The organism is Actinophytocola sp. (assembly GCF_036555685.1).
GTDB lineage: Bacteria > Actinomycetota > Actinomycetes > Mycobacteriales > Pseudonocardiaceae > Actinophytocola.
This window is the reverse complement of record NZ_DATBKY010000253.1, coordinates 1-17,224: the sequence shown is the minus strand read 5'-3', so window position 1 is coordinate 17,224 and position 17,224 is coordinate 1. Positions and strand designations below refer to the sequence as shown.

The 17,224-nt window shown below is 70.3% G+C and carries 18 protein-coding genes and 1 pseudogene; 9 read left to right on the top strand and 10 right to left on the bottom strand.

The window, feature by feature from the left end:
* The first annotated feature begins 413 nt into the window (after window positions 1-413).
* From rpmH to VH969_RS25510, 8 genes are all read left to right on the top strand, one after another.
* A complete protein-coding gene (rpmH, locus tag VH969_RS25545; protein WP_331977065.1) occupies window positions 414-551 on the top strand; it encodes a 50S ribosomal protein L34 in 138 nt (45 codons plus the stop codon).
* A gap of 5 nt (window positions 552-556) precedes the next feature.
* The gene (gene rnpA / locus VH969_RS25540; RefSeq protein ID WP_331978590.1) at window positions 557-955 is read left to right on the top strand and encodes a ribonuclease P protein component; all 399 of its coding nucleotides are present in this window, start codon (window positions 557-559) and stop codon (window positions 953-955) included.
* Complete coding sequence (gene yidD, locus VH969_RS25535) at window positions 952-1,317, top strand: membrane protein insertion efficiency factor YidD (protein WP_331978588.1); 366 nt, start codon at window positions 952-954, stop codon at window positions 1,315-1,317. Before rnpA ends, yidD begins: the two co-directional genes overlap by 4 nt.
* Window positions 1,318-1,322: 5 nt before the next feature.
* Window positions 1,323-2,459, top strand: coding sequence for a membrane protein insertase YidC (gene yidC / locus VH969_RS25530; protein WP_331978586.1), 1,137 nt, complete (start codon window positions 1,323-1,325; stop codon window positions 2,457-2,459).
* A gap of 138 nt (window positions 2,460-2,597) precedes the next feature.
* Window positions 2,598-3,140, top strand: coding sequence for a Jag family protein (locus VH969_RS25525; RefSeq protein WP_414638621.1), 543 nt, complete (start codon window positions 2,598-2,600; stop codon window positions 3,138-3,140).
* Window positions 3,141-3,253: 113 nt separating this feature from the next.
* A complete protein-coding gene (gene rsmG / locus VH969_RS25520; RefSeq protein ID WP_331978594.1) occupies window positions 3,254-3,901 on the top strand; it encodes a 16S rRNA (guanine(527)-N(7))-methyltransferase RsmG in 648 nt (215 codons plus the stop codon).
* A 102-nt stretch (window positions 3,902-4,003) separates the two neighbouring features.
* Complete coding sequence (locus tag VH969_RS25515) at window positions 4,004-4,906, top strand: ParA family protein (RefSeq protein WP_331978582.1); 903 nt, start codon at window positions 4,004-4,006, stop codon at window positions 4,904-4,906.
* A 4-nt stretch (window positions 4,907-4,910) separates the two neighbouring features.
* Window positions 4,911-5,900, top strand: coding sequence for a ParB/RepB/Spo0J family partition protein (locus tag VH969_RS25510; RefSeq protein ID WP_331978580.1), 990 nt, complete (start codon window positions 4,911-4,913; stop codon window positions 5,898-5,900).
* Window positions 5,901-5,954: 54 nt separating this feature from the next.
* On the opposite strand, the gene VH969_RS25505 is transcribed toward VH969_RS25510, so the two are convergent.
* The gene (locus tag VH969_RS25505) at window positions 5,955-6,905 is read right to left on the bottom strand and encodes a D-alanine--D-alanine ligase family protein (protein WP_331978578.1); all 951 of its coding nucleotides are present in this window, start codon (window positions 6,903-6,905) and stop codon (window positions 5,955-5,957) included.
* 88 nt (window positions 6,906-6,993) lie between these two features.
* The gene (locus tag VH969_RS25500; protein ID WP_331978576.1) at window positions 6,994-8,313 is read right to left on the bottom strand and encodes an aminotransferase-like domain-containing protein; all 1,320 of its coding nucleotides are present in this window, start codon (window positions 8,311-8,313) and stop codon (window positions 6,994-6,996) included.
* Window positions 8,314-8,503: 190 nt separating this feature from the next.
* Here VH969_RS25500 and VH969_RS25495 point away from each other — a divergent pair, with 190 nt between their 5' ends.
* Complete coding sequence (locus VH969_RS25495; protein WP_331978574.1) at window positions 8,504-9,133, top strand: GNAT family N-acetyltransferase; 630 nt, start codon at window positions 8,504-8,506, stop codon at window positions 9,131-9,133.
* Window positions 9,134-9,203: 70 nt separating this feature from the next.
* Here VH969_RS25495 and VH969_RS25490 read toward each other — a convergent pair whose 3' ends face one another.
* The 8 genes and pseudogenes from VH969_RS25490 to VH969_RS25455 form a co-directional block, all read right to left on the bottom strand.
* Window positions 9,204-10,352 carry an N-acetylmuramoyl-L-alanine amidase gene (locus VH969_RS25490; RefSeq protein WP_331978572.1) on the bottom strand — a complete coding sequence of 383 codons (1,149 nt, stop codon included), beginning with the start codon at window positions 10,350-10,352 and terminating at the stop codon, window positions 9,204-9,206.
* Window positions 10,353-10,567: 215 nt separating this feature from the next.
* The gene (trxA, locus tag VH969_RS25485; RefSeq protein WP_331978570.1) at window positions 10,568-10,897 is read right to left on the bottom strand and encodes a thioredoxin; all 330 of its coding nucleotides are present in this window, start codon (window positions 10,895-10,897) and stop codon (window positions 10,568-10,570) included.
* Between the two features lie 26 nt (window positions 10,898-10,923).
* Window positions 10,924-11,928 carry a thioredoxin-disulfide reductase gene (trxB, locus tag VH969_RS25480; protein ID WP_331978592.1) on the bottom strand — a complete coding sequence of 335 codons (1,005 nt, stop codon included), beginning with the start codon at window positions 11,926-11,928 and terminating at the stop codon, window positions 10,924-10,926.
* Between the two features lie 139 nt (window positions 11,929-12,067).
* The gene (locus VH969_RS25475; protein WP_331978568.1) at window positions 12,068-12,886 is read right to left on the bottom strand and encodes an RsmA family anti-sigma factor; all 819 of its coding nucleotides are present in this window, start codon (window positions 12,884-12,886) and stop codon (window positions 12,068-12,070) included.
* On the bottom strand, window positions 12,883-13,509 hold the full coding sequence (gene sigM, locus VH969_RS25470; RefSeq protein ID WP_331978566.1) for an RNA polymerase sigma factor SigM: 627 nt from the start codon (window positions 13,507-13,509) through the stop codon (window positions 12,883-12,885). Before sigM ends, VH969_RS25475 begins: the two co-directional genes overlap by 4 nt.
* Window positions 13,510-13,562: 53 nt before the next feature.
* A complete protein-coding gene (locus VH969_RS25465; protein ID WP_331978564.1) occupies window positions 13,563-15,113 on the bottom strand; it encodes a protein kinase family protein in 1,551 nt (516 codons plus the stop codon).
* Between the two features lie 115 nt (window positions 15,114-15,228).
* Window positions 15,229-16,854 (bottom strand): murein biosynthesis integral membrane protein MurJ, encoded by a 1,626-nt coding sequence (murJ, locus tag VH969_RS25460; RefSeq protein ID WP_414638620.1) that lies wholly within the window; start codon window positions 16,852-16,854, stop codon window positions 15,229-15,231.
* Window positions 16,855-16,876: 22 nt separating this feature from the next.
* A pseudogene (locus tag VH969_RS25455) lies at window positions 16,877-17,224 on the bottom strand (DUF6049 family protein); the annotation flags it as partial.

Genomic DNA, 17,224 nt, shown 5'->3' with positions numbered 1-17,224 from the left:
GGCACCCTGGTGCGGCCCGCCGGAAGGCGAGCGGCAGACGTGGCCCGGGTGTGGGCGTCATCCACAGGGTTGTCCACAACTGTGCACGAAGGTACGACGGACCGCAGCGGAACCCGCCGGAGGCCCCGCCGTCTCCTGCGGCGCAGTGGGCTCCCACTCCCCTGGCCAACCAAGAGCACGCACGCTAACAAGCCCTGGCGCATGCCACAAGACGCTGACGTAGGCAAGCACCCAACGTGCTTGGCGTGTCGCCGAACGGCCCGGTCGGCTGACTTGGGACAACCCGGATATAGAGGCCCGGCGAGGTGCCGTACCCTATGAAGGTCTCCCGTCAGTTGTGGGTGAGTCCTGCGCGCCGTCAGGCCGCGACGGGGACAGATTACTTTGGCGAGCCAGTACCGGGAGATCCTGTCGTGAGCAAGCGTACTTTCCAGCCGAACAACCGCCGCCGGTCGCGCACCCACGGGTTCCGGCTGCGCATGCGCACCCGCGCCGGGCGGGCCATCCTCGCTGCTCGTCGCAGCAAGGGCCGCAAGCGCCTGTCTGCCTGACTTGCGTGCTCCCCGCGTCCGCACGACTGACCGGTAGCGACGACTTTCGGCTGGTGACCAGGAAGGGCCGGCGAGCAGGCCGGCCCCGGCTCGTCGTCCACGCGATCACGGCCGAAGAGGTCGCTCGGCTCGGTGTGGCCGCGTCCAGCGACACTCGCGTCGGTTTCGTCGTCAGCAAGGCCGTGGGGAACTCGGTCGTACGCCATCGCGTCACGCGTCGCTTACGTCATCTTCTGCGGGACCGTCTCGGAACCGTCGTGCCCGGTTGCACGTTGGTCGTACGAGCGCTCCCGCCCGCGGCCGTGGCGGCGAGTGCCGAACTCGGCAAGGACATCGACTCCGCGTTGCGGAGGTTGCATCTGTCCGTCGGCGACGAACCCGGCGATAACGGTGGTGCCCAGTGAGCGTCACGCATGACACTGAGGTCGTGCACGACTCGCCTGCCGCACCCGTTCGCCGGCCCGGCCCGGTGGCCCGGGTCCTGCTCGTGCCCGTCCATTTCTACCGGCGGTGGATCTCGCCGGTGCTCCCACCCACGTGCCGGTTCGAGCCGAGCTGCAGCGCGTACGCGGTCGAGGCGTTGACGACGCACGGCGCGCTGCGCGGCACCCGGCTCGTCCTGTGGCGGCTCGCCCGCTGCGCCCCGTGGGGCCGCGCGGGCTACGACCCGGTACCGCCGCCGCGCCGGCCGGCCACCCCCTCAGCCGATGACCGCGACGGGACGGGGACGCCAACCCCGGCCCGCCACACCCTCGTCAAGGAGTAGCTCCCGTGCTCGACTTCATCTACTACCCCGTGTCCTTCATCCTGTGGTGCTGGCACTGGGTGTTCGGGCACATCTTCGGGATGAACAGCGGCATCGCCTGGGCGCTGGGGATCATGTTCCTGGTCTTCACCCTGCGCGCGATCATGTTCAAGCCGTTCGTGAAGCAGGTCCGCTCGATGCGCGCGATGCAGCAGTTCGCGCCCGAGATGAAGAAGATCCAGAAGAAGTACGCCAACGACCGGCAGCGCCAGGCGCAGGAGATGCAGAAGCTCCAGCGCGAGCAGGGGTTCAGCCCGCTCGGCGGCTGCCTGCCGATGCTGCTGCAGATCCCGGTGTTCATCGGTCTGTACCACGTGCTGCGCTCGTTCCAGCCGGGCCACACCGAGAACTACTTCTTCGACAAGGCGGGCGTCGACTCCTACATCGACGCGAACCTGTTCGGTGCGCGGCTGTCGAACTTCATCACCCAGCCGCAGCAGCAGCTCGAGGCGCTGGGCGCGAACCGTGCGTCGGTGATCATCGTCTCGATCCCGCTGATGATCCTCGCGAGCGTGCTGACCCACCTCACAGCTCGGCACTCGGTGGCGCGGCAGAACCCCGACGCGGCGACCGCGCAGACCGCGATCATGAACAAGCTGACGATGTACATCTTCCCGCTGGGTGTGCTTCTGTTCGGTCTCTTCTTCCCCATCGGCCTGCTTCTCTACTGGCTCGCGAACAACACGTGGACGCTGATGCAGCAGCGGATCGTGTACCGCCGGATCGATGCGGAGGAAGAGGAGAAGAAGGCCGCCGCGATCGAGAAGCGGACCAGCCTCGCGCCGAAGCCCGGCCAGAAGCCGACCCAGGCGAAGAAGCGACCGGCGGGCACCCAGTCCGCCGGCGCGAGCAACCCGGGTGGCGCCGCGAAGCCGGCCACCAACAAGTCCGGTACGACGAAGCCCGCCAACCCCGGTACCGCGAAGTCGGGTACCGCCAAGCCGTCCGGCACGACCAAGCCGGGCACCACCAAGTCGACCGGCAACGCCGCGAAGTCGGCCGGCAACGGCGCCGCCGAGAAGGCCGCCGGTGACGGCTCCACAGTTCCCGGTCTGGGCGCAGACCGTTCCCGCAAGAAGAACACAGGCCGGAAGAACCGCTGAGGCGTCCAGGCCTGGAGAGGAGAAGCCGTGCCGGAGACGGTGCAGGAGTCGGGGCCCGAGCAGGACGAGGCCAAGCCGGCGGAGGCGACCGCGGCGACCTCTGAGGAGTCCACTGAGGATTCCGGTGAGGATGCCGCTGTGGAGTCCACTGGGGATTCGGCCGAGGATGCCGTCGAGGAGTCCGCGGACGGTGAGGATCACCCGGGTAGCTCGAACGAGGATCTGCTCGTCCGTGAGGGCGACATCGCGGGTGACTATCTGGAGCGCCTGCTCGACCTCGTCGACTACGACGGCGACATCGATCTCGACGTCGAGGCCGGCCGGGCGGTGGTGAGCATCGACGGCGGTGACGATCTGGAGAGGCTCGTCGGGCCGCGCGGCAACGTCCTCGAAGCGCTCCAGGAGCTGACGCGGCTTGCCGTGCAGCAGGAGACCGGGACGCGGAGCCGGCTGATGCTGGACATCGCGGGCTGGCGTGCCGACCGTCGCAAGGAGCTCCACGATCTGGGCCGGGCGACCGCCGAGCGGGTGCTCGCCGGCGACGACCGGATCCGGCTGCAGCCGATGACGCCCTTCGAGCGCAAGGTCGTTCACGATGCCGTGGCGTCGGTGGACGGCGTGCACAGTGAGAGCGAGGGCGAGGACCCCCGGCGACGCGTCGTGGTGTTCCGCAAGTCCTGACTCTCGCTCGTTTCACGTGAAACAACGGACGAGGCGAGGAGACAGCGAGGGTGGCAGAGACGCCATCAGCGCCCGCTCCCCCGGAGTCCGCTTCGACCATCTTTGGCGCCGCCATGCCGGCGGCGGTGCAGTTCGCTGAACTGCTCGCCGCCGTCGGCATAGAGCGAGGCTTGATCGGACCGCGTGAGGTCGATCGCCTCTGGGATCGCCACCTTCTGAACTCGGCCGTGGTCGGCGAGCGGATTCCGAACGGCACGCGGGTCATCGACATCGGATCGGGCGCCGGGCTTCCCGGCGTGCCACTCAGCTTGGCGAGACCGGATCTGGACGTCACACTGTTGGAGCCGATGGCTCGCCGGGTGGCGTGGCTCGAGGAAGTCGTAAAGACTTTGCGGCTGCCGGCGACAGTCGTTCGTGGGCGTGCCGAGGAGCCGAGCATCAAGCAACAATTGGCGGGTGCCGATTTCGTCGTTGCGCGCGCGGTGGCTCCACTCGATCGACTGTGGGGCTGGAGCGCTCCCCTCCTTCGGCACGGTGGCCGGCTGGTCGCACTCAAGGGAGAGAGCGCCGAGGTTGAGGTCGCGCGTGACGGCGGCACGGTGAAGCGCGCGGGAGGTTCGCTCCCCGTGGTGGAACGGTGTGGCATCGACGTGTTGGAGACGCCGACGACCATCATCGTGGTGGAGCGCGTCGGTGCGACCGGACGCGCGGGGGGCCGTGGTCGTCGTCCGGGTCGCACAAGGAAGGATCGACCGCAGTGACGCGAGTCCTGCGGACCAACGATCGGAGCGATGGATGTTTCACGTGAAACCGAGGTGGGTCGAGTCGTGAGTGGGCGACACGTACAGCCGTCGGAGCAGGCCATGCACGAAACGGTCGAGGCCGCGGAGGCGGTGTCCGAGTGGACGCCGATCGCGGAGGAGGCCGAGCGCGCCGCCCGCTTGCTTCACCCGCAGGACATGCTGCCAAGGCCGCCGCGCCGCCGCGTCATGACCGTGGCGAACCAGAAGGGCGGCGTCGGTAAGACGACCAGCGCGGTGAACCTCGCCGCGGCACTCTCGATGCACGGGCTCAAGGTGCTCGTCATCGACCTCGACCCGCAGGGCAACGCCAGCACGGCGCTCGGCGTCGACCACCGGTCCGGCGTCCCCTCCATCTACGAGGTGCTCATCGGCGAGGTGTCGCTCGCCGACGCGGCCGCGGTGAGCGACCAGTCGGACAACCTCTACTGCGTGCCGGCCACGATCGACCTCGCCGGTGCGGAGATCGAGCTCGTGTCGATGGAGGGCCGGGAGTCCCGGCTGAAGGAGGCGCTGCCGACCGGCGCGCTGGACGAGCTGAACCCGGACTACGTGTTCATCGACTGCCCGCCGTCCCTCGGTCTGCTGACCATCAACGCGATGGTCGCGGCCGAAGAGGTGCTGATCCCGAACCAGTGCGAGTACTACGCGCTGGAAGGTCTCTCGCAGCTGCTGCGCAACATCGAGCTGGTGCAGAACCACCTGAACCCGAACCTTCAGGTGTCGACGATCCTCCTCACGATGTACGACGGCCGCACGAAGCTCGCCGATCAGGTGACCGCCGAGGTTCGCAAACACTTCGGTGACACGGTCCTGCGTACTGTGATCCCCAGGAGCGTGAAGGTGTCCGAGGCACCCGGCTTCGGGCAGACGGTGCTCGCGTACGACCCGGGTTCCCGGGGCGCGATGAGCTACCTCGACGCGGCGAGGGAGATGGCCGAACGAGGGTTCGGCGAGGAGAAGTAGTGCCATGAGTGAGCGCAAGGGTGGGCTGGGTCGCGGCCTCGCCGCACTGATTCCGCAGGGTCCGGCCGGGACGTCCGACGGCGCGGTGAAGCTGCCGACGCCACCGTCCCGGCCGGCGAGCGGCGGTGCCGCGCCGGCGGCGCCGACCGGTTCGGTGGCCGGCGCCGTCTACCGGGAGATCCCGACCGAAGCGATCCGGGCGAACCCGAAGCAGCCTCGTCAGGTGTTCGACGAGGAGGCGCTCGGCGAGCTCGAGCATTCGATCCGCGAGTTCGGCCTCATGCAGCCCATCGTCGTGCGCGAGCTCGGCGACGAGTCCGAAACCCCGGCCTACGAGCTCGTCATGGGCGAGCGCCGGCTGCGTGCCGCCCAGCAGGCCGAGATGGCCAAGATCCCGGCCATCGTGCGGCAGACCGCGGACGACGCGATGCTCCGCGACGCGCTCCTCGAGAACATCCACCGCGTCCAGCTCAACCCGCTCGAGGAGGCGGCCGCGTACCAGCAGCTGCTCGACGAGTTCGAGGTGACGCACGACGAGCTCGCCTCACGCATCGGGCGCAGCCGGCCGGTCATCACGAACACGATCCGGCTGCTCAAGCTCCCCCTCCCCGTGCAGCGCCGGGTCGCCGCCGGTGTGCTGTCCTCCGGCCACGCCCGCGCGCTGCTCGGTCTCGAGGACGCGGGCGCGCAGGAAGAGCTTGCCGCGCGGATCGTCGCCGAGGGGCTGTCGGTCCGCGCAACCGAGGAAGCCGTCACGCTCCTCAAGAACGCCGCCCCGCCGAAGCCGAAGCAGGCGCCGCGCAAGCCGATGCAGGCGCCGGGTCTGCAGGACGTCGCCGAGCGGTTGTCCAACACGTTCGACACCCGCGTGAAGGTCGAACTCGGCCGCCGGAAGGGCAAGATCGTGGTCGAGTTCGGCTCGGTGGAGGATCTCGAACGGATCGTCGAACTGATGGCGCAAAACGGTACGAATCAGACACGAAAAGCCGATTAGGGATCACCCCAGCCACTTACGTCACGGTGACGATGGCACTGGGTGGATCGCCGATCACCGTGTGCGATCGACGGCTCGCTCGATCAATCCGGCGTAGATGTCGCCGAGTGAACGGCCCGCGACCTCGATCGCCATCGGCAGGAGCGACGTCTCGGTCAGCCCCGGCGAGGAGTTGACCTCGAGGAAGTGGACGGTCCCGTCGGCCGCGACGATCGCGTCGGTCCGGGACACGTCGCGCAGCCCGAGCAGCCGGTGCGCCGCCACCGCGAGATCGGCGACCGCCGCCGCCGCCCGGTCGTCGAGCCGGGCCGGCGTGTGGAAGTCGGTCAGCCCGGCGGTGTAGCGGGCGGTGTAGTCGTAGACGCCGCTCTGCGGATCGATCTCCACGGCCGGCATCGCCTCCGGACCGTTCGGGCCGTCGAGCACGGTGACCGCGACCTCGACGCCCTCGATGTACCGCTCGGCGAGCACGGTCTCGGAGTACGCGAGGCAGCCGACCATAGCGGCCGGCAGGTCCGCCGCGTCGCGGACGACCTGGGCGCCGAGCGCCGAGCCGCCCTGCTCCGGCTTCAGCATCATCGGCAGCCCGAGCCGGTCGACCATCGCGGTCAGCACCGGCTGGGCGCCGAGCTCGCGGAACGTGCTGTGCGGCAGCACGACCCAGTCCGGCGTCGCGAGGCCGGCGCGCGCGAGCTCGGTCTTCGCGGTCGGCTTGTCCCACGCGCGCCGACAGGCGTGCGAGTCGGCGCCGACGTACGGCACGTCGAGCATCTCCAGGACGGTCTGGACCGAGCCACCCTCGCCCTCGACTCCGTGCAGCGCGACGACGACGGCATCCGGCTGCTGGTCGCGAAGCCGGGCGAGCAGGGCGGAGTCCGCGTCCCACTCCTCGACGGTCACGCCGACCGAGCGCAGGGCCGCGGACAGCCGGCGCCCGGACCGCAGCGACACGTCCCGCTCGTGGGAGAGCCCGCCGGACAGCACCGCCACACACCGATCGGACACGACACGCTCCTCAACCATCCACAACGGACCGTCCATTGTGACCGTACGCTGTGCTCTCCGACCCCCGTTGCCTTGCCGGGTAAGGCGGTTACGCGGTGTCCGGCGCTGGCACCTGCGGACCGGAGCCCGGCCGCCGGCTGACCGGGCCGAACGTCCGGGCGAGCTCCAGCTCGTCGGACAGCACGGCCGCGAGCCGGCGCACGCCCTCGGTGATCCGCTCCGGGGTCGGGTAGCAGAAGGACAACCGCATCTGCCGGCTGCCCAGGCCGTCAGCGTAGAACCCGGTGCCGGACACGTACGCGACGCGGGCGGTCACCGCGCGGGGCAGCATCGCCTTGGTGTCCACGCCATCGGGCACGGTCAGCCAGACGAAGAAGCCGCCGTCGGGCACGGTCCACGAGCAGCCCGCGGGCAGGTACTGCTCCAGCGCGGAGATCATCGCGTCGCGGCGGTCGCGGTAGGCCTGCTGGAACGACTTGATTTGGCCGCGCCAGTCGTGCGTCGCGAGGTAGCGGGAGACGATCATCTGGTTCAGCGTGGGCGGGCACAGCGTGGCCGACTCGGCCGCGAGCATCAGCTTCTCCCGAACCGCGTGCGGCGCGAGCGCCCAGCCGACCCGGAGGCCGGCGGCGAACGTCTTCGAGAACGAGCCGAGGTAGACGACGTTGTCCGGGTCCAGCGAGCGCAGCGCCGGGTAGGTCTGGCCGTCGAAGCCGAGCAGCCCGTACGGGTTGTCCTCGACCACGAGCACCCCGTGCCGCGCGCAGATGTCGAGGATCTCCGCCCGCCGCGGCACGCTCAGCGTCACGCCGGCGGGGTTGTGGAAGTTAGGGATCGTGTAGAGGAACTTGACCCGCTTGCCGGCCGCCTCGCAGGCCGCCAGCGCCTCGCGGAGCGCCCCGGGCATCAGGCCGTGCTCGTCCATCGCCACGTGGACCACGCCGGCCTGGTAGGCGGTGAACGTGCCGAGGGCACCGACGTAGGACGGCCCCTCGGCCAGTACGACGTCGCCCGGGTCGCAGAAGATCCGGGTGACCATGTCGAGCGCCATCTGCGAGCCGACGGTCACCACGACGTCGTCCGGGTGACCGCGGACGCCCTCCAGCGCCATGACCTCGCAGATCTGGTCGCGCAGCTCGGGCAGCCCATGCGCGGACCCGTACTGCAGCGCGACCAGGCCATCCGCGCTGATCAGCCCCGCGACCTCGGTCGAAAGGGAATCCAGCGGCAGCGCGGTCAGGTTGGGCATGCCACCCGCCAGCGAGACCACCTCTGGCCGGCTCGCCACCGCGAACAGCGCACGTACCTCGGAGGCCGTCATCCCAGCCGCCCGGGCCGCGTACCTGCGCAGATGGGGGTCGAGGCTGCGGTTGCCCGGTCTGTCCGGCGGGGGCGCGGGCGAGGTCATGCGGGGCTCCGTGCGGATCGATGCTGCGGTGCAGGTAGATCGATCGAGTGTAACCGGGGACGTTATGTACGCCGCTTTGTTTCTCCTCACGCCCGAGTGGGCTTATCCTGGGCTCTGGTGCGCGTAACACGGTCTGCGTGAAGCGCGTGGTCGACCCGCGAGGCATGCACACCGTATGGGGAGGTACAGGGTGTCGCGACGCGTCATCGGCGTCACGCTGGACAACCTGGAGGATCTGCCCAAGCACAGCAGGGCGTGCGTGTACTGGGAACTCGCACCGCACCTACGTGAACAGGCGGAGGAGTTCGGCACCGCCGAGCTCGAGAAGGAGGCCTGGGTCTCCAGCGTGCTGCTGGAATGGGGTTCCTGCGGTCGTATCGTCTACAGCGACAAGCTCCCGGTGGGTTTCGTCCTCTACGCCCCGCCGACGGCCGTACCGCGCGCCTCGGCCTTTCCCACGTCGCCGCCCAGTCCGGACGCCGTGCTGCTGACCGGCTTCCACGTGCTGCCGGAGTTCCGCGGCGGCGGGCTCGGCCGGATGCTCGTGCAGGCCGTGGCGAAGGACCTCACCCGGCGCGGCGTCAAGGCGATCGAGGCCTTCGGCGACGCCCGGCCGGACGAGGACGAGCAGACCTGCGTCGTGCCGGCCGACTTCCTCCTACGCGTCGGCTTCAAGACCGTACGCCAGCACCCGCGGTGGCCGCGGCTGCGGCTGGAGCTGCGGTCGGCCATCTCCTGGAAGGAAGACGTCGAGGCGGCGCTCGAGCGGCTGCTCGGGACGGTCACCGTCAGCACGGCCAGTCCGGCCCTGCAGCGCTGAGGCACACGTGGGTTAGTTGTCCACAGATTGACTGTGGACAACTGTCCCTAACTGTGGACAACCCTGTACGTCACTCCGCCTTGGCGAGCTCGTGACGCAGTACGTCGGCGAACGTGAACGTGCCCGTGGGCTGGTCGTTCTCGCCGAGCAGATAGAGGCGCTTGACGGCCACGAGGATGCCCTCGGCGACCACGTCCCGGAACGCCGGGTCGGAGAGCCGGCGGCGGTCGTCGTGGTTGGTCAGGTAGCCGATCTCGATGCGCACGGCCGGGCAGCGGGTCAGCCGCAGCGTGTCCCACGTCTTCCGGTGGGCGTGGCAGTCGCGCAGGCCCGTGCGGACGGCGAGCTCGCGCTGCACGAAGCCGGCCAGCGTCTCACCGATCGTCGACGTGCTGCCGCCCTCGGTGCCGAAGTGGAAGCTCGCCACGCCCTGGGCCAGCGGCGAGGAGTTGGCGTCCGAGTGCAGCGAGAGGAAGAGGTCGGCTCCTACCTCGTTGGCGAAGTTGGCGCGGTCCGGCTCGCTCGGGCACTGGTCGCGGCCGCGGGACAGCAGCGCCTGCATGCCCGTCGCGACCATGCGGCCCTCCAGGCGGCGGGCGAGATCCCAGACGAGGTCGGCCTCGCGGACGTCGCCGACCGTCACGCCGGTGTCCGCACCGCCGTGACCGGGGTCGATGACGATCCGCTTGCCACGCAGCCGCGGGCCGGCCCTGCGCACCCGCTCCTGCTCGCGCAGCAGCACCGGCGAGCCGCCGCGGGCGCGCGGGGACAGCTGGCGCAGGGCGCGCAGCGTCTCCGGGCCGCAGATGCCGTCGACGTTCAGCCCGTAGTCGCGCTGGAAGTTCCGCAGCGCGGCCTCGGTCTGGGCGCCGAACACGCCGTTCGGCCGCCCCGCGTCGTAGCCCAGCTCGAGCAGCCGCTCCTGCAGCGTCTGGACATCGTCACCGGACACCGGCGCGGACACCAGGTACGCCAGCGGGCGGGCGCCCAGCCGGTAGGTGGCGTCGCGCAGCGCACGATAGGTGGCGGGGCCGACCACGCCGTCCGTGATCAGGCCCCGCTGCTGCTGAAAAGCGCGTACCGCGTGCTCGACCGCCTCGTCGAACAGCGTTTCGTGATCCCCCGACCCATTGGTGGACGGCAACAGTCCAAGCGCTGTGAGCGTGGACCTGACCTCGGCTACGGCCGGACCGTCCTCACCACGGCGGAGTACCAGCATGCACCCCTCGCTCGAATCGGGCACCGACCGGATGTCGGCGCGAGATGACGTCTAGTCCTGCTTGGCGAAAGCGAACTACTGCGAACCATTGTGCCTTGCCTGTGTGTGTCCGGCGCGGAGGGTCACATGGTGCGTCGAGCCAGTGACCCTCGACACTTGGTCCACTTCGGTTTGACGTCACGAAGGGTGCCGGCGGTTGCGTGCCGGCACGGATGTCAGCCCAGGTAGTCGGCGAGGTCGTGGAGCAGCGCGGCCTTCGGCTTCGCACCCACGATCTGCTTGACCGGCTCGCCGCCCTTGAAAAGGATCAGCGTCGGGATCGACAGGACCTGGTAGTCGCGCGCCACCGTCGGGTTGGCGTCGACGTCCAGCTTCGCGATGGTGATCTTGTCGGCGTGCTCGTCGGCGATCTCCTCGAGCACCGGGGCGACCATCCGGCACGGGCCGCACCACGTCGCCCAGAAGTCGACCAGCACGAGCTTGTCGCTGCCGAGCACGTCCTCGGCGAACGAGGCGTCGGTCACGGTGACGGTGTTTCCGGCCATCTTCTCTCCTTGTGCAGTAGGTCGCGTCAGTTCTGCGTGGGGGCGTAGCCGCCGCCGACGAGCTCGGCCGACACGTGTGCCGAGGCCGCCTCCTCGTGCTCGGCGAGCCAGCGCTCGGCGTCGATCGAGGCGGAGCAGCCGGAGCCGGCGGCGGTGACCGCCTGCCGGTACGTGCGGTCGACCAGGTCGCCCGAGGCGAACACGCCGTCGACGTTCGTGTAGGTCGAGTGCGGCCTGGTCAGCACGTAGCCGTCCTCGTCCAGCTCGACCTGGCCCTTGACCAGGTCGCTGCGGGGGTCGTGCCCGATGGCCATGAACACACCCGTCACGGGCAGCTCGGACTCCTCGCCGTTCACGGTGTTGCGGATCCGCACACCGGTCACCGAGTTCTCGCCGAGCACCTCGAGGACCTCGGAGTCGAGCTGCCAGCGGATCTTCTCGTTGGCCCGGGCCCGCTCCAGCATGATCCGCGACGCCCGGAACTCCTGGCGGCGGTGGATGATCGTGACCGAGCGCGCGAAGCGGGTCAGGAAGGTGGCCTCCTCCATCGCGGAGTCGCCACCGCCGACCACGGCGATGTCCTGGTCGCGGAAGAAGAACCCGTCACAGGTGGCACAGGCGGAGACCCCATGGCCGAGCAACCGCTCCTCGCCGGGCACGCCGAGATACCGCGCGGCGGCACCCATCGCGAGGATGATCGACTTGGCGCCGTAGCGGACGCCGTTCGCGGTCACGTACTTGACCGGGCCCTCGAGCTCGATCTTCTCGACGTCCTCGGCGCGCAGCTCGGCGCCGAAACGCTCGGCCTGGCTGCGCATCTGCTCCATGACGTCGGGCCCCATGATCCCGTCCTTGAAGCCCGGGTAGTTCTCGACGTCCGTCGTGGTCATCAGCGCGCCGCCGAACTGCGTCCCCTCGAACACCAGCGGCTCCAGCTGAGCCCGACCGGAATAGATGGCCGCGGTGTAGCCGGCGGGACCGGACCCGACGATGATCACGTTCCGAACCGGTTGGTTGTTGTCGGTGGGCATCTGACCTCCGGAGACGAAGAGCGAAGTCTTCACGCGGTTCAACGCGATCGTAGGCGTAGGTTGTTCCACACCGCGGAGTGACGGCAGGCACGAAGAAGGCCGCGGGCGTACCCGCGGCCTGTCGTTCTTGGCTGTGCGATCAGGGCACCTCGCTGTCGGCGAGCTTCTCGCCCGGGTTGTTCGCCGTGCACGTCGGCTCGACGACCACGATCCGGAAGTGGCCGAGCGTCCCGGCGCCGAGCAGCGCCGCGACCGAGTCCTTGCCCTCGAACTCGACCGGGCCGACGCCTACCGGTGAGTCCGGCACGGGCACGTCGTGGGCCTCGAGGCAGGCCTTCAGCCCCTGCTCGTCCTTCAGGCCGCCGTAGTCCTTCTTGCCCTGCAGCGGGCCGATGGCCGACGCGAGGTTGTCGTCGGTGAGCGCGAGCGGGCCCTCCGCGTTGGAGCCGGGCTGCTCGGTCTTGGTGTCGCCGTCCCCCTGGGCGCTCGGCGAGCCGGACGTCTCGTTGCCCGGAATCGCGACGAACGCGATGGCCGCGGCTGCCGCCGCCGCGGTCAGCACGCCCGCACCCCACGCGGCCATGCGATTGCGGCGCTTGCGTGCGGCGGCCAGGTCGACGACCTGGGCAGGCGGCGTGGGTGGCGCGGGTGCCCGTTGCGGGCCCGCTGCCGTGGCCAGCCGGCCGCTGGCGCGGACCTCAGCCTCGATCGCGGCGTCGAGCCGGGCGGCGAACCGGGCCGGCATCGGTTCGGCCGGGGTCTGGCTCAGCCGGCCGAGGCCGACCTTGACCTCGTCGAGCGCGGCCAGGATCGCCCGTGCCTGCGGGTCGGCGTTGACCTGCGGCCACAGGCGTGCGGACTCGGCCGGGTCCAGGACTCCGGCGTGCAGGTCGGCGAGGACGTCGACAGACCACGGAGGCCCTTGTGGGCCGCCCGCCCCCCTCATGCTGTCGGTCATCGACCCTCCCCGCGGCGCCTCGCCGGCACACCTCGCCCTTCAACTGCGCCATCTGGGACGTTCGCATCTGCATCCGGGTTCCGGAGATGACCGAGAACTTTGGCCAGTTTGGCGCGGCCGCGCGCGCACCGGCTCTTCACCGTTCCCTCCGCGATGCCGAGCATCTTCGCCGTCTCGGCGACCGAGTACCCCTCGACGTCGACGAGGACGATCGGTACCCGCTGGTCCTCGGACAGCTGGCTCAGCGCGTTCTGCACGACGAGGCGGGTCTCCCGCTCGGACATCGAGTCGCGCGGGGCGACCGGCTCACCGGGGCCGGTCTCGGGCAGCGGCACGGTCGGCCGGGCCTGGCGGCGGCGCACCCGGTCGAGGCAGGCGTTCACCACGATCCGGTGCAGCCACGTCGTGACCTGGGACTCCGCGCGGAACGAGGCCGCGGCGCGGAAAGCCGAGATGAACGCCTCCTGAAGCGCGTCGGAAGCTTCCTCCGGGTCGCGCAGCGTACGCAGCGCGACCGCCCACATCCTGTCCCGGTGGCGGCGGACCAACTCAGCGAAGGCACGCGGGTCACCGGCGGCATGGGCCGCGATGAGGTCGGCGTCCGAGCCGGCGGCGGTGGTCACCGGACGAGGATATCGGGCGGTCGGTCAATGCCCTTGAGGTGTGGTCCCGGGCACTACTTCGCGCGGATGAACGTCAGCTCGCCGATCGAGGACTTGTTGCCCTCGCCCAGCTTGCTGACCCAGACGATCAGGTACTGGGTCGGTTCGGTCCTGGGCAGCTCGATGCGGGTCTTGCCGCCCTGGATCTCGCCCTTGGCGATCACCTTCGTCTCCTCCAGCCGCGGCTCGGGCGAGGGCGCGGTGCGGATCTCGATCGTCGTGCCGGGGCTCGGCGAGTCGATCTCCACCGCCGCGAAGCGCACGGAGTCGGCGAATGACGCCATGATCCCCACACCGGGCTTGAGCGCGGGGAACTGCTGCTTGTAGGTGTCGGTCTCCCAGAGCGTGCCGGGGTCGTCGTCGCTGACGTTGCTGGCGTTCTGCTCGTCGTCCTCGGTGCCTTCCGGGTTGTACTCGGTCACCCCGGCCGGGTCGATCGGGCCGACCGCCTCCGGCTTCGGCGGCGCGCTGTGCCCCTGCTCGGGCGGCGGCTGGCTGATCGTGATCGGCGTACCGGAGCTGCCGGTGTCGTCGCCGAAGAAGTCGATCAGCAGGATGCCGACCCACGCGAGCACGGCGACCGTCGCCACGGCGAGCGCGGTGACGCCGATGGCGAGCTTGCGCCGCTTCATCTTGTCGCGTACCGGCGGGCGCGTGGTCCACACCGGCCCGTCGTCGTCCTCGTCCTCCTGGACCGGCCGCAGGTGCTCGGTCTGCTCGGCCGCGCTGGCCGCCTCCTCGAGGACGGCGAGCAGGGTGGCGCTGTTGCGGATGCCGCCGATTGACGTGTCCTCGAGGCTGCGCATGGCGACCGCGGAGAGCTCGTGCGGCACCGGGGTCAGCGTCTCCGGCGGGGCGATCGACCCCTCCGGCGTGAGCGGTGCGCTCGGGATCGCCCCCGGCCCGCCCGGCAGCGGCCAGCGCCCGGTGAGCAGCAGGTAGAGGATCGCGCCGAGGCCCTTGACGTCGTCGCGGGGCGCGGACTCAGGCAGCGGGCCGGGGAAGGCCAGCCGCAGCGTGCCGTCCGGCGTGACCCGGATCCGCTGCGGATGGTCGACGCCGAGCACGAGGCCGGCGACGTGTGCGCGCTCGACGGCGGCGGCCAGCGGAACGAGCAGGCGGGCGGCGGTCGCGGGCGGCAGCGGGTGCTCGGCGATGACGTCGACGAGGTCGGTGCCGGCGGACCAGTCGGCGACGACCATGCCCAGCACGCCCTCGTCCGTGCCCACGCCGTTCCCGAGGCTGAGCACGTCCAGCACCCGGGCCATGCCGGGGTGGTTGAACCGGGCCGCGTGGGTGGCGCGTTCGATCGTGCGGCGGGCGTCCTGCGCGCGGGTCGAGTCGTCCGCGTCGCCGACCAGGACGGTCAGCGCCACGTCCCGGCGCAGCTGGCCGTCGCGGGCGCGCCACAGGTGGGCGTTCACGCGTTCGTCGACGCCGAACTGGGCGAGCAACCGGTACCGGCCCTCGCCGATCACGGCGCCCGGCAGCAGGAAGTTGTCCCCGGCGCCTCCGCCGCCGGGGCTGAACTCTCCCGTGAGGGAGTCCGTTCGCCTTGTGGTCACAACTCTCTCCCCGCCCTGCACCCCCGGCAAAGGCAAGATCGCGCGACGGACAGTGCGTGCATGCCGATCGGAACGAGCCTACGTGAGTCGCCGAAGTTCTTCCTGCTCTTCATCGCTACCCACGACGCATCAGTCGGGTGATTCGTTGCAGTGCCGGGTTGAGTTCGGGCACCTTGAACGCGGCGAGCAGGCCGAACGCCACGACGAGCGTGACCAGGCTCTCGACGACGAGCAGTATCCAGGCGGTCGGGGCGTCCCCGAGCCCGTCCGGCAGCACGAGGCGGACGAGCATCCCGGCGCCGAACCCGAGCATGATGCCGACCGCACCCGCGACGAGCGTCTGCATGATCGCCTTGACCACGCGCATGCTCTGCAGCCGGCCGAGCCGCACCCACAGCCACATCTGGCCGAGCACGGCGCCGACGACGAACGTCAGCGAGTTGACCAGCAGTACGCCGATGACCACGTGCTCCGGCCGCAGCTGCGCGCTGCACAGGTACAGCAGCGGGATCTTCACCAGCGTCATCACGACCATGATCAGCGTCGGCGTGCGGGCGTCCTTCATCGCGTAGAACACCCGCAGCTGCAGCATGACCAGCGCGTACGGGAGGATCCCGAACGCGGAGAACGCGAGCGCGTCGCCCAGCCGGCGCGCGTCGGTCACCTCGGTCTGGCCGTAGTAGAACAGCGCGACGCCGATGGCCGACCCGGCGACCGTCAGCACGGCGCTGAGCGGTACCAGCATCACCGTCGACAGCCGGCTCGCCAGCGACAGGTCGTCCACGAGCTTTCGGGTGTCGCCGTCGGCCGCCGCCCGGCTCAGCCGCGGCATGATCGCGGTCAGCAGCGAGACCCCGATGACGCCGTAGGGCAGCTGGAACAGCAGCCATGCGTTGGCGTAGATCGCGGCACCACCCGAGGCCCCGGCCGTGAGCACGCGCGTGGTGAACACCAGCCCTACCTGGCTGACCGCCACGTACCCGACGATCCACAGCGCGAGCCCGCCGAACTCGCGCAGCCGCTCGTCGATGCCCCAGTTCCAGCGGAAGCGGAAGCCGATCCGGCGCAGCGCCGGCAGCAGCACCAGCGCCTGCACGGCGATGCCGAGCGTGACGCCGACGCCGAGCACGAGCAGCTTCGCGTCGCCCATCCGGACCGGGTTGAGCGAGATCTCGCCGGGCACGATCGCGTACAGGCCGATGGTCAGCATGACGATCACGTTGTTCGCGACCGGGGCCCAGGCCGGCGGCCCGAACACGTGCTTGGCCTGCAGGATCGCCGACAGCAGGGCGAACATGCCGTAGAAGACGATCTCCGGCAGCAGCAGGTAGGCGAACGCGGTGGCGAGCTCGGGGTTGGCCCGGCCCGTGGAGCCGTCCATGTAGAGGCGGGTGAACAGCGGGGCGAGCGCGACCGCGAGGACCGTGGCCCCGACCAGCACGGTCATCGCCACGGTCAGCAGCCGCTGGGTGTACGCGGCCCCGCCGTCCGGGTCGTCCTGGGCGCGGACCAGCAGCGGCACGACGATGCTCGCGAGCACCCCGCCCAGCAGCAGCTCGTAGACGATGTTGGGCAGCGTGTTGGCCACGGTGAACGAGTCGTTGACCACGCTGATGCCGGCCGCCCACGCGAGCATGATCTTCCAGGCGAACCCGGTGATCCGGCTGACCAGCGTCGCGACGGCCATCGAGCCGCTGGCCCGGGCCAGCGAGGGCTGCGCACCGTCGGTTCGCTTGCTCACGGTCATTGATTGTGTACCGCCGCTACGCGTCAACGAGAACCTCGTCCTTCGTCCCGGCGCGCGCGGCGCGCACCCTGCGGAAAAGACGGATCACCACGAGCAGGATCAACACGCCGCCCGCGACGCCGGTGATCGCGACCGTGATGACGCCGTACGACGTCGAGGTCAGCTCGAGCCGGGCGGTGCTGCCGAGCTTGGTGCCGCCCCGCGTGGTCAGCGACGCGTCGACGGTGAACCGCCCGGCCCGGATCACTTCGGCGGTGATGGGCGCGCCACGCGAGCTCTGTGCCGGGATCCGGATGTCGGTGAAGCGGACCGGGCGCAGCCCCGCGCTCGCGGTCAGCTCGATCCGCACGACGATCGCCACGGG